8 protein-coding genes and 4 pseudogenes are annotated in these 17,744 nt (G+C 56.9%); 2 read left to right on the forward strand and 10 right to left on the reverse strand.

The window, feature by feature from the left end; translation table 11 throughout:
- Positions 1–106: 106 nt before the first annotated feature.
- The 4 genes and pseudogenes from tdcC to EIEH_RS20065 all read right to left on the reverse strand — a co-directional run.
- Positions 107–1,438, reverse strand: coding sequence for a threonine/serine transporter TdcC (gene tdcC / locus EIEH_RS03785; RefSeq protein WP_015870370.1), 1,332 nt, complete (start codon positions 1,436–1,438; stop codon positions 107–109).
- Positions 1,439–1,459: 21 nt separating this feature from the next.
- A pseudogene (locus EIEH_RS03790) lies at positions 1,460–2,358 on the reverse strand (pyridoxal-phosphate dependent enzyme); the annotation flags it as partial.
- Between the two features lie 237 nt (positions 2,359–2,595).
- Positions 2,596–2,775: pseudogene (locus tag EIEH_RS20060) on the reverse strand (IS5/IS1182 family transposase); the annotation flags it as partial.
- Positions 2,773–2,900: pseudogene (locus EIEH_RS20065) on the reverse strand (IS5/IS1182 family transposase); the annotation flags it as partial. The pseudogenes EIEH_RS20065 and EIEH_RS20060, both read right to left, overlap by 3 nt.
- A 900-nt stretch (positions 2,901–3,800) precedes the next feature.
- Here EIEH_RS20065 and katG point away from each other — a divergent pair.
- Complete coding sequence (katG, locus tag EIEH_RS03800; RefSeq protein ID WP_015870368.1) at positions 3,801–5,975, forward strand: catalase/peroxidase HPI; 2,175 nt, start codon at positions 3,801–3,803, stop codon at positions 5,973–5,975.
- A 126-nt stretch (positions 5,976–6,101) separates the two neighbouring features.
- Here katG and eseJ read toward each other — a convergent pair whose 3' ends face one another.
- The gene (gene eseJ, locus EIEH_RS03805) at positions 6,102–10,070 is read right to left on the reverse strand and encodes a type III secretion system effector EseJ (protein WP_015870367.1); all 3,969 of its coding nucleotides are present in this window, start codon (positions 10,068–10,070) and stop codon (positions 6,102–6,104) included.
- A gap of 573 nt (positions 10,071–10,643) precedes the next feature.
- A pseudogene (locus EIEH_RS19605) lies at positions 10,644–11,442 on the reverse strand (transposase); the annotation flags it as partial.
- A gap of 449 nt (positions 11,443–11,891) precedes the next feature.
- Between EIEH_RS19605 and EIEH_RS03820 the strand changes: the two are divergent.
- Positions 11,892–12,521 carry a two component system response regulator gene (locus EIEH_RS03820; RefSeq protein WP_197541348.1) on the forward strand — a complete coding sequence of 210 codons (630 nt, stop codon included), beginning with the start codon at positions 11,892–11,894 and terminating at the stop codon, positions 12,519–12,521.
- On the opposite strand, the gene EIEH_RS03825 is transcribed toward EIEH_RS03820, so the two are convergent.
- From EIEH_RS03825 to sctT, 4 genes are read right to left on the reverse strand one after another with little or no spacing between them, the layout of a single operon-like run.
- Positions 12,518–15,250, reverse strand: coding sequence for a two component system sensor kinase (locus tag EIEH_RS03825; RefSeq protein ID WP_035608748.1), 2,733 nt, complete (start codon positions 15,248–15,250; stop codon positions 12,518–12,520). The two genes, EIEH_RS03820 and EIEH_RS03825, sit on opposite strands and share 4 nt — an antisense overlap.
- 11 nt (positions 15,251–15,261) lie before the next feature.
- Positions 15,262–15,921, reverse strand: a complete 660-nt coding sequence (locus EIEH_RS03830) for a lytic transglycosylase domain-containing protein (protein ID WP_226092388.1) — start codon at positions 15,919–15,921, stop codon at positions 15,262–15,264.
- Complete coding sequence (locus EIEH_RS03835; protein ID WP_015870360.1) at positions 15,911–16,966, reverse strand: EscU/YscU/HrcU family type III secretion system export apparatus switch protein; 1,056 nt, start codon at positions 16,964–16,966, stop codon at positions 15,911–15,913. The genes EIEH_RS03830 and EIEH_RS03835 overlap by 11 nt, the downstream gene beginning before the upstream one ends.
- A complete protein-coding gene (sctT, locus tag EIEH_RS03840; protein WP_015870359.1) occupies positions 16,963–17,742 on the reverse strand; it encodes a type III secretion system export apparatus subunit SctT in 780 nt (259 codons plus the stop codon). Before sctT ends, EIEH_RS03835 begins: the two co-directional genes overlap by 4 nt.
- Positions 17,743–17,744 lie beyond the last annotated feature (2 nt).

Consider the following 17,744-nt stretch of genomic DNA (forward strand, 5'->3'; position numbering starts at 1 on the left):
TCTTATACGCATCCGGATGCGTATAACCGGCGTACCAGCGGGAGTCACTCTATCGGTTAACGCTGATTGGTTCAATAAAGCCACTCCCTATTATCCGATTGCCGAATTACATCAGCTGATAAACAATATTCAGGATGGTAAGCAGGCCGATAATCGTGACAAAATAGTTAGATGCCTTACCCTTATATTTTGCCAGCGCAGGAACTCGCCATACGGCGTACATCGGCAGCAAACACAGCAGCGCAGCAATAATGGGAGCACCCATAGCTCCGATCAGGTCCAGAATATTCGGGTTGATATATGTAATCACCCAGGTAGAGCCCATAATGATAATCATGCTGATCATATTAAGCTGCTTCATCGGGGCCTGCGACTTATCCCCATGGTAGCCAAATTTAATAATCAAACCATTCAACCCCTCCAGGGTTCCCAGGTAATGACCAAAGAATGATTTAAAAATGGCCACCAGAGCGATAATCGATGCGGCATACTCCAAAATGGTGGCATAGCTGGATTTACCACTGCCCAGTGAGCTGAAGTGGTTGGCCAGATAGGAGAGAATGGGAATGTTCTGTTGTTTAGCCTGCGCCATATCCTGCGGCGACAGAGTAAACAGGCAGCTAAAGGCAAAGAACATCACTACCACCACCATCAGTACGCTGGCACGCGAGATAATCTTCGCACACTTTTGCCCGGTATACTCCCGGCCAAACTCCGCCTCATACTCTTCGCGTTTGGAGACCACAAACGACGAAACGATGGGAGAAAAGTTGAAAGAGAACACCATAATTGCGATCCCCAGCCATACGGTTACCAGAATGCCATGGCTGCCAAACAGACTCAGGCTGTGCATGTCAAAATGGGTAAAGATGTCACTCGTCCAGTAGGGGATCAGCGATAGGGAGATCAACACCAGACAGGTAATGAAGGGAAAGACCAGATATCCCATTACCTTAACCATTAAATCCTTGCCGAAATAGATAAAAAACGCCATAACCAGCAGGATCGCCAGCGCCACCACACCGCGATTAATGGCCGGCAGCAGCAGTTGATGTTCCCAAAAAGCAATAAACGTATTGGTAATGGTCACGCCGTAGATCCACAGCAATGGACAGATTGCAAAAAAATACAGGAAGGTGATCACCACGCCACCGACATGACCAAAGTGCTGATCGACGGTATCGGTAATATTATCTGATACGCTGCGCCCAGACAGGCACAGACGAGCCAACGCGCGATGACAAAAAAATGCGATGGGAAAGGCAAGAATGAGCATAAAAATAATTGGCAGCAGCCCGCCGATACCGGCGCTGATCGGAAAGAACAATACGCCGGCTCCGATCGCCGTACCGAACAATCCTAAAACCCAGCGTGTATCCGTCTTGCGCCATGTGGTCACCCTGGTCTGGCCCGCAACGACACTGTCAGTACTACTCATATCTTATCCTCACATAAAAAATCAGACGCCTATCAGCCCGGTGATTTGCGAAGCGCGGGAGAGATCAATATTCCCACCGGAGATGATGCTGACACTTTTGCGCCTTTTACTATTCTGATCGCGCTTGCACTCCGCAGTACGGCAGAAGCTAAGGCAGCGGCCCCTTCGATAATCACCTTATTTTCGCTGGATCAGCGCCACCATACTGGCCCGGATCTCCTCTTCGCTGAGCAGAACCTAGCGTTAACCAGCCTACGGGCAATCTCAAAGGTCAGGTACCCAGGACCAAATCGCTGCCGCCGGCCAGCCTACCGTTCGTACGATGGGCAACAATCTCCCCGGTGTAATAGGATGCCGCCATGCCGTGTACATTTTCCGACCAAATGCCAATGATACGGATGGCCGGATTAACCAATTTAATCACAATGGTGATACCGGTAATCAGAGCAGCGCAACAGCTACAATAACATTATCGGCATCATAGAGATTTTCTAAAATCGCCAAACCGATGGTTCCCTGACCGGTAATCACCCTCGGCTCATCGTAAGCTGGAATAAATATCCACCATTCCATCTCGGCAACCTCACTCACTTTCTCAATAGTTTCGCTAAAATTATTACCGTACAGCACTCCCCTGCCACATAGTCGCTGGTCCCACAAGATTGGATGTTGGCGCGCAAATCGGCATAACGACGTTACCGCCGATCTCCTGCATGGCGCAGGAGAGTGAAGCGCCCTGTGCATGGTTCCCGGTAGAGCCGCTCCCCTTTACGTCGCTTGCGCTCCGTCAGGGCGCTGATCTAATTAAACGCACCGCGAATTTTAAACGAACTGGTACGCTGCATATGTTCAAACGTCACACACATGTCCCCCTTACAGGATTCGCTCAGATAATTATAATGCAGTATCCCTGCCTCATATCTTTCCCGGGTTGTTGCTAATCAAATAGTATCAATAGTAACGGGGAAACATATGTAATATACACGCCCTATCTCTGCAAGAGCTATTTACAATCAAATCCAACGACAACACTGTTTCTACAGGTGTTTTTAATTACCTGCATTCACTAATCCAACGGGCTACTGTTTGGCTTTGATGCTTATGGAATATTTATACTTTTGGAGACTCCCTTGGGCAATGGCGCTTAGAACATATCCCTATAGGATTTTACTCCAGACAATGAGGTCGCATTCAAAACGCAGCCTCGCCTCATCGTTTTCGACCTTCCTTTCCCATCGGGTCAGGATCCGGCAACAGCGATTCATCCCGCTATGCATTATTTCCACGTCCCGGTGATGGGCCTTGAGGTCACTGGTTTTAATTACCTTAGACTCATCTATTGCAGCAAGATTATCAACGCGTTTACGGTGTCTCCCCAACGGGTGGCTGGTTTTGTGTTCCGGGATAAGTGAGCCATTTTTTCCCGGGGTTCATCGCTGATCCGCCATTTACTGCCAGTCATATTTTCGCCTTCAGACATAATCATTGCTTATTAATGACAATTCATTTTGGGATAGGCTCTTACTCTATCAGCGCTGAAAATGAACTCTACTCAATAAGATTGTGGGGGATTTGTTATTACTCACAGCTATCAATGAGAATATTCCAAATTGATATTTAACTCATTAGTTTTATCCAAACAAATAAAAACGTGTTTTTTACGACCGCAATCAAGAAAAAAGAGAGAATAACCTAATATTAGGTCGATGATTTAAACGCAGCGAGAAAATTTATTTTTAAACCGTAACGAGGCTAAAAACACATTGATGCAGATAACTAAAAACATGCCACCAAAATATTATCGCGTCAACCCGGTGGGGATTCCCTGTCCACGCCCCATGCCAGGCGACATCCTATGATGTGGATAAAAACCATTGACAAAATAAAAAACCATAAAATACGCAACATTACAGCATTCATATCTCTCATCACCATCGGCTACGACGTCGCGTTGTCCATCGTCTTAAAAACCGCCTACCTCCTGCGGTGCAACGACTGCTTTGACACGTATTTTATCGGCTACCACCGGATAAACAGCTATATCGCCATGGGCCACGTGCAGTACGGTGCGCCACTGTGCATGTAAAACTTCCCGCCCGACGGCGTCTCCACCGGCGTTGACAATCAACAATCATTGCGTGGAGAGCGTTATTCACATGCTTAAGTAACAGAAATAAGCAATCAATTTTCAATTATAAATCGGTTGTTCCTATTTCAGAAATTGAGCATGCAGGCCAGACAAAAAATCATTAGCACGTATAATCATTGAGGATTAAAGTGAAAGCAGCGATCCATCACACAATGCGTTATCCGCAACAATGACCTGAACAGTACTCCATAAATTTACTGAAGGTGCGATAAAATGGGAAATAACAACGAATTTTCTGGCGGTAAATGCCCCGTCATGCACGGCGGTATGACCTCCGCGGGCATGGCCAGTAAGGATTGGTGGCCGAATGCCCTGAATCTGGACATTCTGCATCAGCACGATACCAAAACCAACCCGATGGGACAGCAGTTCAACTATCGGGAAGCGCTGAAGCAGCTGGATGTTCAGGCGCTGAAAGACGATCTGCGGGCGCTGATGACCGACAGCCAGCCTTGGTGGCCGGCTGACTGGGGTCACTACGGCGGCCTGATGGTACGTATGGCCTGGCACTCCGCCGGCTCCTATCGCATCGCGGATGGCCGCGGCGGTGCAGGCACCGGTAACCAGCGTTTTGCTCCCCTCAACTCCTGGCCCGATAACGTCAACCTGGATAAAGCACGCCGTCTGCTGTGGCCGATTAAAAAGAAATATGGCAACAAAATCAGCTGGGCAGACCTGATCGTACTGGCCGGGACCATGGCCTATGAGTCCATGGGACTGAAAACCTTTGGCTTTGCCTTTGGCCGTGAAGATATCTGGCATCCGGAAATCGATACCTACTGGGGTTCAGAAAAAGAGTGGCTGGCACCGAGCGGCAGCGAAGGCAGCCGCTACTCCGGTGAGCGCGATCTGGAAAACCCACTGGCCGCGGTCATGATGGGCCTGATCTACGTTAACCCGGAAGGGGTGGACGGCCATCCGGATCCGCAGAAAACCGCCAACGACGTGCGCGTCACGTTCGCCCGTATGGCGATGAACGATGAGGAAACCGTCGCCCTGACCGCCGGCGGCCACACCGTGGGTAAATGCCACGGCAACGGCAGCGCCGCCAACCTGGGCGCGGCACCGGAAGGCGCCGATCTGCAGGAACAGGGGTTAGGCTGGAACAACCACACCACCCGGGGCATTGGCCGTGATACGGTCAGCAGCGGGATTGAAGGGGCATGGACCAGCAAGCCGACCCAGTGGGATAACGGCTACTTTGAGATGCTGCTGGGCCATGAGTGGACCCTGACCAAGAGCCCGGCAGGCGCCTGGCAGTGGGTGCCGATTCAGATCGCAGAAGAGGATAAGCCGGTCGACGTGGAAGATCCCTCCATCCGCCTTCTGCCGATCATGACCGATGCCGATATGGCGATGAAGGTCGATCCGGCCTACCGCCAGATCGCCGAGCGCTTCCGTCAGGATCCCGCCTACTTCTCCGACGTCTTTGCCCGCGCCTGGTTCAAGCTGACCCATCGCGATCTGGGGCCGAAATCACGCTATTTCGGGCCGGATGTGCCGCAGGAAGCGCTGATTTGGCAGGATCCGGTTCCCGCCGGCCGCAGCGGGTATGACGTCGCTGCCGTCAAGGCGAAGATCGCCGCCAGCGGCCTGAGCATCGCCGACATGGTCAGCACTGCCTGGGACAGCGCCCGTACCTTCCGCGGCTCAGACAAACGCGGCGGGGCCAACGGCGCCCGTATCCGCCTGGCACCGCAGAACAGCTGGGAAGGCAACGAACCGGCCCGTCTGGCCAAGGTGCTGGCGGTACTTGAGCCGATTGCCGCCGAGTTTAACGTCAGCGTCGCGGATGTCATCGTCCTCGCCGGTAACCTGGGAATTGAGCAGGCCGCCAAGGCTGCCGGCATCGCGATCGAGGTGCCGTTTGCGCCGGGACGTGGTGATGCCACCCAGGCGATGACCGATGAAGCCTCTTTCGAGGTCCTGGAGCCGCTGGCTGATGGCTTCCGCAACTGGCTGAAGAAAGACTACGTAGTGACGGCTGAAGAGATGTTGCTGGATCGCGCTCAGCTGATGCGCCTGACCGCCTGCGAAATGACGGTGTTGATCGGCGGGATGCGTGTGCTGGGTGCCAACTATGGCGGCAGCAAGGTCGGGGTCTTCACCGATCGCACCGGTGTCCTGAGCAATGACTTCTTTGTCAACCTGACGGATATGTCTTACACCTGGAAACCAACCGGCAGCAATCTGTATGAAATCCGCGAGCGCGCTAACGGTGCGCTGAAGTGGACCGCCAGCCGGGTCGATCTGGTCTTTGGCTCCAACTCAATCCTGCGTGCCTATGCTGAAGTCTATGCACAGGACGACAATAAAGAGAAGTTTGTCCGCGACTTCGTCGCTGCCTGGACCAAGGTAATGAACGCCGATCGCTACGATCTGCGCTAAGCCCCGAGGCTACGCCGCCGCCGCCGGCGTGAACTACCAAACGTCCCCGGTTAGTACGGGGGCTTTTGGGGCCTTAACGCCACGAAACCATCCTGCCAAAGCACTTGCCCCCAGATATCTATCCCGCTATATCGCCGGTGCCGCAGTCTCATGCCCACTCAGCGGGCTATGCTGCCACAGCGCCTGCTCTATTTCATCGCGGATTTGTTCTGCCTGTTGCACGTTAAGTCCTGCCTGCACAATCGCTTCTGACTGCATGTTTAACGGCAGGTGTGGCACTGATTCCGACGCCGCCTGCTGCAGCGCAAGATCAAACTGCTCGCCAACCTCCTGAGGTGACAGCGAAGCAAACGTCGCCTGTTGCCGCAGATCTTCCGCCAGGGTATCCAGCCGATGCGTCAGCTGCTGATGACCCTGGCGCTGTATCTCCTCAAGCGCGGGCTGATCGTGCCCGTCGATCTGCGCCAGCGTTCTCTCCATCTGGATCCTCGCCTGCTCGCGCGCCTTTTTCAGGGCCTTCGCCAAAATATCGTTATTCCTCTCCCGCTGAACCCGCTGGGCCAGTCCGGGCATCAGCCAGGATACCATCGTGTTCCACAGGCTGCCGGTTGTCATTGCTCCACTGAGCAGAGTGGCCCCAATGGAGATAATCCCGGCGGGCAGAATGCCCAGCGGCCCCAGCGCCAAAACACCCAGCATTATGCCCCCCAGCAGCGGAGCGGCCACGCTGGCTGCAACCAGCAGCGCTCTCTGGGTGCCGCTGGCGTGTTTCCAGGTCAGGGAGATATCCTGGAACATGCGCCCTATCATGCCCCGCTTCCCCACCTCCGCAATATCGCGGCCCGTCGTGCCCGCACTGCGTAATGCCTCCCGCTGTATGACATACGACGTCATGCGCTGGATACGCTCATTGATGCTTGCCGAGGAGTCCAGCTGCATCCCGCGGAGAACCGCATTGACGAGCACGTTGGCTCGCCGATGCTCAGCCACCTTATCCGCAATCCCCTTCTCTGCCTGTGCCTGAGCCGCCCCTACCACAAACTGCAAAATGGAGGTCAGTGCCACCGTTGCCACGCCGCCGCCAAACAGAGCCCCGCCGATGCCACCGGCCACTACCCCCCCGAGATTCTGACTCAGCACGCCCTTGACGCCGCCGACGGCGTAAGGGGCCCAGTCAGCCATGCTCAACAGCATGATCAGAGCCGGCGGCATCGGCGTCGCGTCCGTCACGCCCACCACCGGTTCGCGCTTGCCAAACAGCGTATCCTGTATCACGCTGGTCGTCGTACCCCGCTGCCAGGCCGTATGAAACATATCGCCGAGGAGCGTAGACGATCCCGTCGCGACCAGCGCGTGGTAGGCATGATCCAAATTACTGGATAGATACGCGAGCTCCTGCGGATACGCACTGGCCCAGGCAAGCAGCTGGCTCGGGGTAAATCCCAGCTCCGTCAGCGCCTGAGAGGGCTCGGTCTTCAGCTTTTGCAGCGCATTCATCAAATCCCGGGAGGCTGCAAAAATCCCTTTTCCGCTCAATGCCAGCTGGTACTGCAGCAGTAAATCCCGCGGCTTGTCCATGCGCTCCCCAAGCAGCGTGGAGACCTTGTCGCCCATCTGCGCGAGCAGCCAGCTGCTCCAGTAAATATCTTTGGGATAACCGCCGCCGGCAGGGCTATCGGCTCGCTGCCGCTCCTGCTGCAACGCCAGAAGATCTACGCGAAAGGCAGCGCTGTTGCTGGCGATACGCTGCTCAAGCCGCGCCAATAGCGATGCGGCGTCGCTCCCGCTCCCCGCCTCCTGCCGCAGCGCATCACGCTGGCGCACCATTTTCTCGGTCTCCGTCGTCAGCGCTCTCAGGGCCGCACTGCGCATCTGATAGACCCGTTGATTGATATTGGCCAGCACGCCGTCAAACGGCTGCGCCGCTGCCTTTACATCCGCCGCCAGCCGGGCAGACTCAGTCGTTTGCACCGCAAGGGTATGTCCCAGCCTATCCACGGCCGCCAGCCTCTTCCCGCTGTGCAGCAGCGCCGCTATCACCCGCCGTTCGGCGTTAATCTCCGTCAACGCCCGACTCAGCATCCCGTGAGGCGCTTCGGTATCGGACAGCAGCGAAGCCAGCTCTCCAACGCGCTCCTGGTAACGCTGCAGCAGCTGATCCCGCTGTTGGAAGAATGCCAGATAGCCCTCAGGATCCGCCATAAACTGTGCCCGTAGCGTTCCCTGTGCTAATGCCTGTGGGAAGTTAACCTCCGGGTTATTATGAAATTCACTATGATAATCAATTTGATGCTCAAGCTGCAGACAGTCGGCAGCGATCAGCTGGGCCCGGGCCTGCGTGGCAGGGTCCAGACGGTGATACTCCCGCCGTACGGCGGCACTCACATCGATATCATCTTCAACGAACGTGTCGTTATCCAGCAGCAGGCGATCGCGGTTAACGGCGGCCGGACCGCTGCGGGCACAAAGATACAGCAGACCTTCCAGATCAGACTCATTTGGGATAGGCGCCGCTGCACCACCGCTATTGTCCACTCCGACGCCCCCGCCGGGCGACCAACGCTGAGAAAAATAGATCTCGAGATCATCCAGCGCCTGGCGGCGCTGTTTAAATGCGCTGAAGTAATCCGGATTATTTTTAATTCCATCCAGATCGCGTTGTAGGGTCTCCTGCGCCTGCTGATTGGCATCGCTGAGCAGCTGCAGTTGCTGCAGGGTACGATCGCGCTCCTGCAGCGTGGTGCGGCGCAGGGCGCTCAGCTGAGAATAGCGCTCCCGATCGATAAGTGGGCTATCCGTCACCGGCAGCGGCGCATCCTCCTCCCGCAGCGGCGCAGCATGGGGATAAAAGGCCGTCAGCAGGCGCTGGGCGACCGCCGTATCCGGCAGGCTCACTCCGCTTTGCATCACCCGGGCAACCGCCTGGCGTAAACGGGTCGCATCGGGGGCTCCCTCTGCTCCCAGCGCCTGCTGAACCAGCGCCAGCCACAGGCGATCGTCTTCGCCGATAGCACCGTCGGAAGACGCTGTGCCATCGCCAAGCTGAGCGCTCACCTGCGCCAGGCGAGTCCGCCATACACCCCGTTCACCCGCGGGGGATTCACTTTGTGCGACGCTATCCATCCTCTTTTCCAGCGCGGCCAGACGATCAGCCGCATACTGTACCTGTGCGCTGATGCGCTGTATCACCGGCACGGTCTCTGGCTTCTCCTCTATCCTCGCGCATTCGGTCAACACATCCTGTAACGCCTGACGGGCCGTATCCAGCATCCTCTGACCCTCAGCAACCGAATCGACAAGATCCTCTGCAGAGGCGATCAGCGTCTCACTCTGCTGCTGTACCGTGGTCAGCGTCGTACGCAGTGCCACCAGTGCATGATTCAGAACCTCAATACGTCGGGACAGCGCCTGATAGGCCGGTTCGATCGGCCCCCCGACCAGCATGTCCTTCACCCGGAACAGGAGATTGAACGTATAGCGTTGCATCTGCAGCAGCGGGCCGGTCTCTATCGGCGCGGGGAGGAGATCATCCAGTTCACCGTCCCGTAGCGGCGCCGGTGGCGGTAGCGTTACCGTCGCGCGCGGCGGTGCCAAATCGGGAATGTGCTGCTCAGCCACCGCCGGGCGCGTATCTGCCAGCGTCGGAAACTGGCGATGCGCTTCAGCCCAGACGTTATCATTAATCTTCGATAGCGGGAGGCGTAGCACCTCTTGGCCGTTGACGGTCAGGATCAGCGACGAGCTGTCATGGGGCGCCAATCGAGCACCCAGCGCCGCCGTTTGATGGGTTGAACCATGCTCTTTTAGCCAACAGAAAAACCGCAGCGGATCGCTAAACAGCGCCAAATACTGCGGGGCCAGCAGGGATGTGCCGTTCTGATTGAGCTGTTCGCGCAGACGGGTATCCCGATGGCGGCTAATGTTCTGTCCATCGATACTGAGAGTGAAATTCTGTGTCGCATCATCATAATCCACCGTCAGCGCACTTTGGCTATCCGCGCGGCACAGCTGGCGCAGCACGGCAGCGGTCTCCAGCGCCGCAAGACAGTCATCTCCCTGGTTAAGCAGCTGGCGATACTGCGCTTCTGCAGCCACACGCCTATCGGCAGGACATAACGCAGCCACCCGGCTAACGCTGTGGGAAAGGCTCTCCGTTGACCCAGATCCTGCGGTATTGCCGCAGGATCTGGGGGATAGAGCAAAAGCATTTACCATGAAGAGACCTCCCAATCGCATAGCACAAGACGCCAGCTGTCAGCTGTTCGCCGGAACATGGTGCGATTTTATCCACACCGCGATTGGGACACCTTCAGGTGTTTACCTGATATTATCACTAAATGAAAATATCAATATAGTAAATGATAACACTTAAGGAAGATAACATGGTGGATAAATTTATTATGATAATTTACCTATGACTTACCACCGCCAGATAAGACCGCCGTCTACCCGGCGGTGTCAATGGAATGGCCGCCGCCCATCTCTTATGCCACAGTGGAACGATAAATCGTCACCCATTAAACGGCACAGACATCATGAACCTTAAAACCAGTGGCATCGATTGGACAAAAGACATTTTCCCACCCCCCGGGGTTGGCAGGCAGGGTACACGGTTATTCAACCAACAGCTCAGGCCGGCACAAATGACCGCCTTTTTTTGCCAGCATCCCCACCCGGCAACGGTTTAACCCGGCATATCACCGTTGCAGCCATCGCGCGGCGGTTATCATCTGCTGTCCATTTCCAGCGGGCATAACTCCCGCTCAGCCGCTGATTCGCAACGGCACGGTTGCGGGAGAGATGGGCGCGCTGATTTTCTTGCGGCGCAGCTTATCCTGACATAGCCGGGTGTCATAAGCGCCGTCCGCTGCGGTTGCGCTGATTTTTCGATGGGTCTGCCGGGTGCCTCCGGGGAGGGCCTCGGCATCTGTGATCTTGTTTTGCGGCGAGCCAGCGCAGGCGATTCTATCGGTATCAGCGGCCAAATGTCGTTTTCGCCAGATACGACAGCGCTCTTTGCCGTGTTTCTTCACTCTCCACTCAGCTTCAGCAAAGACTTTCAGCCTGCCTGAATCCATCACCGGGTACGCAATTTCCCCCCGGAGGGGGAGGAGCGGACATTAACCGACCAGGCCCGCCTGCTGACTCTGCTGTGATCCGGAGCACACCGCGGGACATTATCAGGACAAAATGGACTCCATAAAATCCTGTGCTGCGCGCAGGATCAGGTGAAATACGCGTTTAATCATCAGAACGGTGGCGATGGCAAGGTCAGCGTCGCACCGGGGCCGTGATGAGGCCGTTGCTGACGCATGCCCGGGTGAATCGCCTCGCCATCCAGCCAGAAAGTGGCGGAGCCGCGGTTGACGGGTGCTTGGTCGTCGTTGATCCCGAGGGTCATTTTAAGATTCTGCCTTGCCACGGGATCGACTGTATTGTCAGGATGATACGTGACCTGAGCCTGCAACTCAGTAAAAATTCGATGCATTCCACAAATCCAGTTTACTATTAAAGTAGCAGGCCTCACCCCGGCAAAATGCTATCAATTGGCTCGTATTCGGCATCGTGATTCATCCCAGCGAGGGATATTTACAACGAGGAAATATTTACAGCGGGAAAGAGATTGCAGCATCGCCATAGAAACCTATAGTTATCACAATAAACACAACTGTTTTACTTGACCGTAACGCTGTTTATCCAAAATAATGCTGAAAAACCATGAAACGAACAGATTAAAACTCTCACTCCGAATTTAAATATCGACAAAGACAATACGCTAAAAGGAGTAGAAAAATCTTGGATAACCAAAAAAGCGTTCAGCGGAAGCTGTCTCGTTATTCAAATGTCCCGAGCGATCTGTATGAAGTTTTCAGGCTGCCACTGATTCGGAGTAACCTAAAGATGACTATCTCTATTTTGCCGCTGAGCATTCTGATCGTTGAAGACCATGCCTTGCTGGCCGATGGCATCCGTAATCTCCTGGACAGTCAGCCCCGCTACCGGGTCGTGGGCGCCGTATCGAATGGACTGGCCGTTTATGAGGCCTGCCAGCGCCTCTCGCCCGATCTGGTCTTGCTCGATCTGGGTCTGCCGGGCATGGACGGCGTTGATGTAATCCGTCAGCTGCGGCGCCGCTGGAACGATATGCGTATCGTCGTCGTCACCGCCTCGTCTGAGGCGCGGCGCGGCAGCGACGCCCTCGCCGCCGGCGCGCTCGCCTATGTTCTGAAGCAAAGCCCACAGCAAACCCTGCTGGCAGCAATGCAGCATGCATCACTGGGAAAAACCTTTGTCGATCCCGCCCTCAGGCTGGACTCCCTGGAGGCCTCTTCCGATATAGCTCAGGAACCGCCCCTGACCCTGCGCGAACGGCAAATACTCAAGCTGGTCGCCGAGGGTAATCGCAACCGGGATATCGCTGAGCTGCTGTCCATCAGCCTGAAAACCGTGGAGACCCATCGGCTCAACCTGATGCGCAAGCTGGATGCCCACAACGCGGCGGAGCTGAGCAATTGGGCCCGCCGACTGGGTGTGCTGGAGGTTTAATCCGCCTCAAACTCACTGTGCACCAAACGGGATAGGCTTTCCAGCGCCTTGTCCGGCACCGGCATCCCGCACTCCAGCGCCTGCTCCCAGCGTGCCGCAGCCTCATGTACCAACGTCAGGCCCCCCTGCCCGGCCAACCCCTTTAGCGTATGCAGAATCTGACGCACCTCTGGCTCATCCTGCTGCGCTACCGCCTGCGTCAGCTGCGCCAGATAGTGCAAGACATCCCCCTGAAGACGCCGCCACAGCGCGGGATCCTTCCCGATCAGCGGTATCTCGCCTGCGCTGTTAGACGACAGCTCGATTCCCCGGGTTAACTGTATATCGGCCGTATACTCCAGGGCTCTGGACAGCATCGTGGGGGTCACCGGCTTAGTGAGATACTCATTAAAACCGGCATCCTGCAGCCGCTTACGCTCTCCGGGCTGCGCATTGGCCGTCAGCGCAATGATCGGACAGTCGGGGTCGAGCACGCCATTCACGCTATCCCGCCACAGACGCAGCGTTTCGTCGCCGGACAGCCCCGGCATGCGCATATCCATCAGGACCAAATCAAATATGTGTCCGCGGCCCAGCACCAACGCCTCGGAGCCGCTGGAGGCGGTATACACCTTATGCCCCTGCTGGCGCAGCATACGCCCGACGATATCCTGATTGGTATCGACATCGTCCACAACCAGCACCTGCAGTGACCAGGGCGATACCGGCATCTTCTCCCGCTCACCGGCCACCTTTGTTTCGCCGTCCAGATGCCGCCGCAAACGGCCGGGCAAATAGCTCAGCTCAGGCGCGTCCAGATCGGGGTTATCGCCTGCCTGGGGATGGTATCCCCAGGCAGACAGCTGTGGATGCAGGCAGAGCGGCGCAACAATGCACCCCTTATCCTCCGGCGGCGCAATGGGGACGGTCCCAGTCACCTCCAGCGGCAGCTTCAGGCAAAAACTGGCGCCGATCGCGCTTTTCTCGCAGAATAGCTCCCCGCCCAGCAGATGTGACAGGCTGCGGGCGATCGACAGTCCCAGGCCACTGCCGGCAATATGGCAATCGATCTGATGAAATGCGGTAAAAATATCGTTGACCCGCGCATCATCGATGCCCGGACCGGTATCCTGCACCCGGAAACAGAGCCGATCCTGCTCGCTCCAGCCGTGCAGCACCACCTCACCATGAGAGGTAAACTTGACCGCGTTGCCCAGCAGATTGATCAGGATCTGGCGCAGGCGCAGCCCGTCGGTATACAGCGTCTGCGGAAACGACGGCGCCAACAGGCAGTACAGGGTTAATCCCTTCTCCAGCGCCGGGAGTTGCACCGTCAGCATCGCCTGATCGATCATCAACAGTGGTTCGAGGTACTCCGGGTTCACCACCATTTGCCCCGACTCTATCCGCGAGAAGTCCAGCAGGTTATTGATGATCTCCAGCAGGTGGCGCGAACACTTAAGCCCGGTATCCAGTAAGTCATGCTGCTCCTGCGTACTCTCACCGTTTTCCAGCAGCATCAGCGCACCGATAATCCCATTCAGCGGAGTGCGAATCTCATGGCTGATGCTGTTCAGATGCTCGCTCTTATTGGCGCTGGCGCGCTCGGCATGACGCCGCGCCCGTTCCAGCTCTACCGTGCGCTCGGCGACCCGCGCCTCCAGCTGCGCATACTGCGCCTTGACCGCCGACAGCAGGCGATTATAGACCTGCGCAATGCGCCCCAGCTCATCCTCTCCCGCCACCATCAGGGGCGGCAGATCGGCAACCGGCACGTTGGGCGTCAGACGTTGCATAATCCCGGCCAGCGTACGCCCCAGCGTGCGCTGCAGCACTAAGTACAAGAGTCCCACCAGCGTGACCAGCAGCAGCGCCACCGGCAGATAGCGGTGCAGCGCGGCAAACGCCGCGTCGGTAATCTGGCGGCTCGGCGTAAACAGCAGCAGCCTCCAGCCGACCGGTGCAACCTCGCGACAGATGGAGAAGACCTCATCAAAATTACCCTCCATTGCGTGCTGGCACCTCGGCAGGCTCTGACTCAACGCGGTGGACAGCGGAATTATCGGCTGCCCTTCCCGATCGAGCCAAACGATCGTTTCACCATCCGGGGTTTTCTCTACAGCGTTAAAGGAGGGATGCAGGTTTACCGTCATGCCGACCAGCGCACCGGTGAGTAAATCCCGCTTCGCCGCAATCACCCGCCAGTTTCCACTGACGCTGTGATAGGGTTTACTCCAGATGATGTGGTTGCCGACGGCCTGCTCACGCAGCGCCCGAATCTGCTCAATGTGCTGCGGGGTATCGGTCGGCTGACCACCGGCGCTGGAAAGCACCACGCCGCCGTCCAACAGGACGAAGGTATCCGCCAGATTGCCCAGACCACCGCTGCCGTAGGCTTCGACAAAGGCCTTCGCCCGGCTGAGACGCGGCGCCGGATCCGGCGGCTTGGTCATATCGGGAATGTAGCGCGCCGTCAGATAGTCAGCACCAGAGGCGACGCCGTCGTCAAGGCGCTGCCAACAGCGCATCAGCGTATCCACATCACGGCTGACATCCAACAGCTCAGAGCTCATATCATAGGCCGTGTCGGCCACAGTCGCCGTCAAACGACGCTGTAGCGATGACTTGGTCTGCTCAAAGTTCAGCAGCAGCGTCACACCGGTGCTCAGCAGCCAGAACAGGGCAATGAATCCACTGAGGATCAGCGCCAGGCGGAACGAAAGTGAAGTGCGCCAGATATGACGAGACATAGGGAACTCCTTTATGTGCCGGAGGACGCAGAAGAGTCCGTCGCGCCCGGAGGACCAGAGGTTAACAGATGCCATAGCTGACCGAGGTCACCAACCCCTCCGGACGTATGCACCTCCACTTCTGCCTGTGGCGCTGTCACTGGCGCCGGTTCCTCTGATCGCAGCTGACGATAGTATTCTAACACCCTCTGCACATAGTGCTGCGTTTCAGGATAGGGGGGGATTGTCCCTCCATAGCGCAACACGGCGCCCTCACCGGCATTATAGCCGGCCAGCGCCAAATCAAGCCGCCCATTGAAGCGGCGCAGCAGCGTACTCAGATAGCTCGTACCGGCCTCCAGATTATCACGCGGTTCCAGCAGCGCGAAATGGCCGTAGCGGGCCGCCGTTTCCGGCATCACCTGCATCAGTCCCATCGCTCCTTTTTCCGATACCGAATCATAACGATAGGAGGATTCAGCGGCCACTACCGCCTGGATCAGCTGCGGATCCAGCGCATGCTTTCCCGCCACCTGCCCAATCAGCGACGCATAGTCATCCCCCCTGGGTATCGCCGGTGGCGCCTCAGACGCGACGTGATCCTCACCGGTCACCCGATACCATTTGAGCGGGGCGCCAGCAGATTGCCAGGCCAGCAGCGCCAGCCCCAGCAGAACCCATTTACTCATCATTCTCCTCCTCCTGTGTATCGTCGCGCAGCAGACGCAGGAGCTGAGCTACCGCGGCAAACAGCTCTTCGGGAACGTAATCGCCCGGACGGGTGGTCGCAATCAGCGCGCGCGCCAGCGGAATATTTTCCACCACGGGAATGCGCAGCGCCTCCGCCAGCGTCACGATATGCTGCGCCCGCGCCCCGCGCCCATACTCCACCACCTGCGGCAGCGGCGTCTCCCCCTCGCAATAGCGCAGGCAGACGGCAATATGGGTAGGGTTACGCACCACCACCGAAGCGCTGGCAACGCTATCAGCCAGACTGCCGCTCTGGATCTCCCGGTGCAGCTCCCTGCGTCGCTGCTTGATCTCCGGGCTCCCCTCCGAGTTTTTAAACTCCTGCTTAATATCCTCACGCGACATCATCAGCTGCTTACGCAGATGGCGGTACTGCATGCTGTAGTCGACGACGGCAAACAGCGCCGTCAGCAGCAGCAAGATCCCCCACAACCAGAGGATCATTTTGCTGGTTACCCATAGACCGGCCTCGGCATCGGCGCGCACCAACTGGGCAAATGATTCGGCATAGCTACGGATAAAATAGGTAAAGGTCAGGCCGAGGATCACGATTTTCAGTATCATCTTGCCCAGTTCGAACAGCTTGAGCAGGGATACCATCTGTTTGGCGTTACTCAGTGGGCTAATCCGCTCGGCGGAGGGCATGATGGCTTTCGGTGCAAACAAAAAGCCGGTCTCCACCAATCCGGTTAAGATCAGCGTCACAATCAACAGCATAGCCAGGCCGAAGACAAAGCGAATCATCAGCGTGGCGGCCTCGCCGGTCAGCAACGTCATGGCGTCAAGCAACGGGAGGTTCACCGTGGCCAGCGTCGCATCGATGAAGCCACCGATGGCCGCATACATCCTCGGCCCCTCTGTCACCATCCAGAGCAAAATGACGGCCAGCTGTACGGTCGCACCGATATCCTGGCTCTTGGCGACCTGCCCCTCCTCACGCGCATCGCGCAGGCGTTTATCCGTAGGCTGTTCCGTCTTCTCACTCATAGCGCCTCCACTAACTGGCGCAGCAGTCCGCCGTCAAAGCCGCTGAGCAGCGCCTGCAGGCCAGCCAGGGAAAAAGGCAGGCTGATAATCAGCATCAGCAGTACTATCGCGCTCTTAATTGGCATCGACAGGGTAAATACGTTCAGCTGCTGTACCGAACGGTTAATAAATCCAAGCGCCAGGTCGACCAGAACCATCATCACCATCGCCGGCATGGAAAAGCTCAGCGCCAGGGAGTACAGCAGGTGCCACAGGTGCATAAGCAGGGGAATAAAGCCGCGTCCCCACTGCCAATACTGACCGGGTGGCAAATCACCATAGGATGAAAACAGGGCGGTCAACAGTGCATGAAACCCTCCACCTGCGATAAACAGCACGCCGACCAGCTGGGAAAACAGCACCCCCATCGGCGAGGACTGCTCCCCCAACAGCGGGTTAAACAGCACGGCGATGGAGGCGCCGCGCATGGTGTCGATAATAAAGCCCGCCATATTCAGGGCCCACAGCGGCAACGCCGCTGAAAACCCCAGCAGCAGGCCTACGACTAACTCCCCCAGCAACAGCCCCCCATAGTGCAGCGGCGCCTGCAGAGGACTGGGCAGGACCATGAGCGCCAGATGCGGCAGCGCCGGCAGCGCCGCCATCATCGCCAGCGCATTACGGATCAGGGCTCCACCGAGCATCGCGCTATTGAAGAGGGGCATGATCAGCATGATACCCAGAGGGCGCATCATGGCGATCCCCAACAGCGGCCACCAGTGGGTCAATTCAGCCATAA

Source organism: Edwardsiella ictaluri ATCC 33202, from assembly GCF_000264785.1.
GTDB lineage: Bacteria > Pseudomonadota > Gammaproteobacteria > Enterobacterales > Enterobacteriaceae > Edwardsiella > Edwardsiella ictaluri.

Coding starts and splice junctions, on each gene's coding strand:
- tdcC (WP_015870370.1), bottom strand. CDS start 1,438: ATGAGTAGTACTGACAGTGTCGTTGCGGGCCAGACCAGGGTGACCACA.
- katG (WP_015870368.1), top strand. CDS start 3,801: ATGGGAAATAACAACGAATTTTCTGGCGGTAAATGCCCCGTCATGCAC.
- EIEH_RS03825 (WP_035608748.1), bottom strand. CDS start 15,250: ATGTCTCGTCATATCTGGCGCACTTCACTTTCGTTCCGCCTGGCGCTG.
- EIEH_RS03830 (WP_226092388.1), bottom strand. CDS start 15,921: ATGATGAGTAAATGGGTTCTGCTGGGGCTGGCGCTGCTGGCCTGGCAA.
- EIEH_RS03835 (WP_015870360.1), bottom strand. CDS start 16,966: ATGAGTGAGAAGACGGAACAGCCTACGGATAAACGCCTGCGCGATGCG.
- sctT (WP_015870359.1), bottom strand. CDS start 17,742: ATGGCTGAATTGACCCACTGGTGGCCGCTGTTGGGGATCGCCATGATG.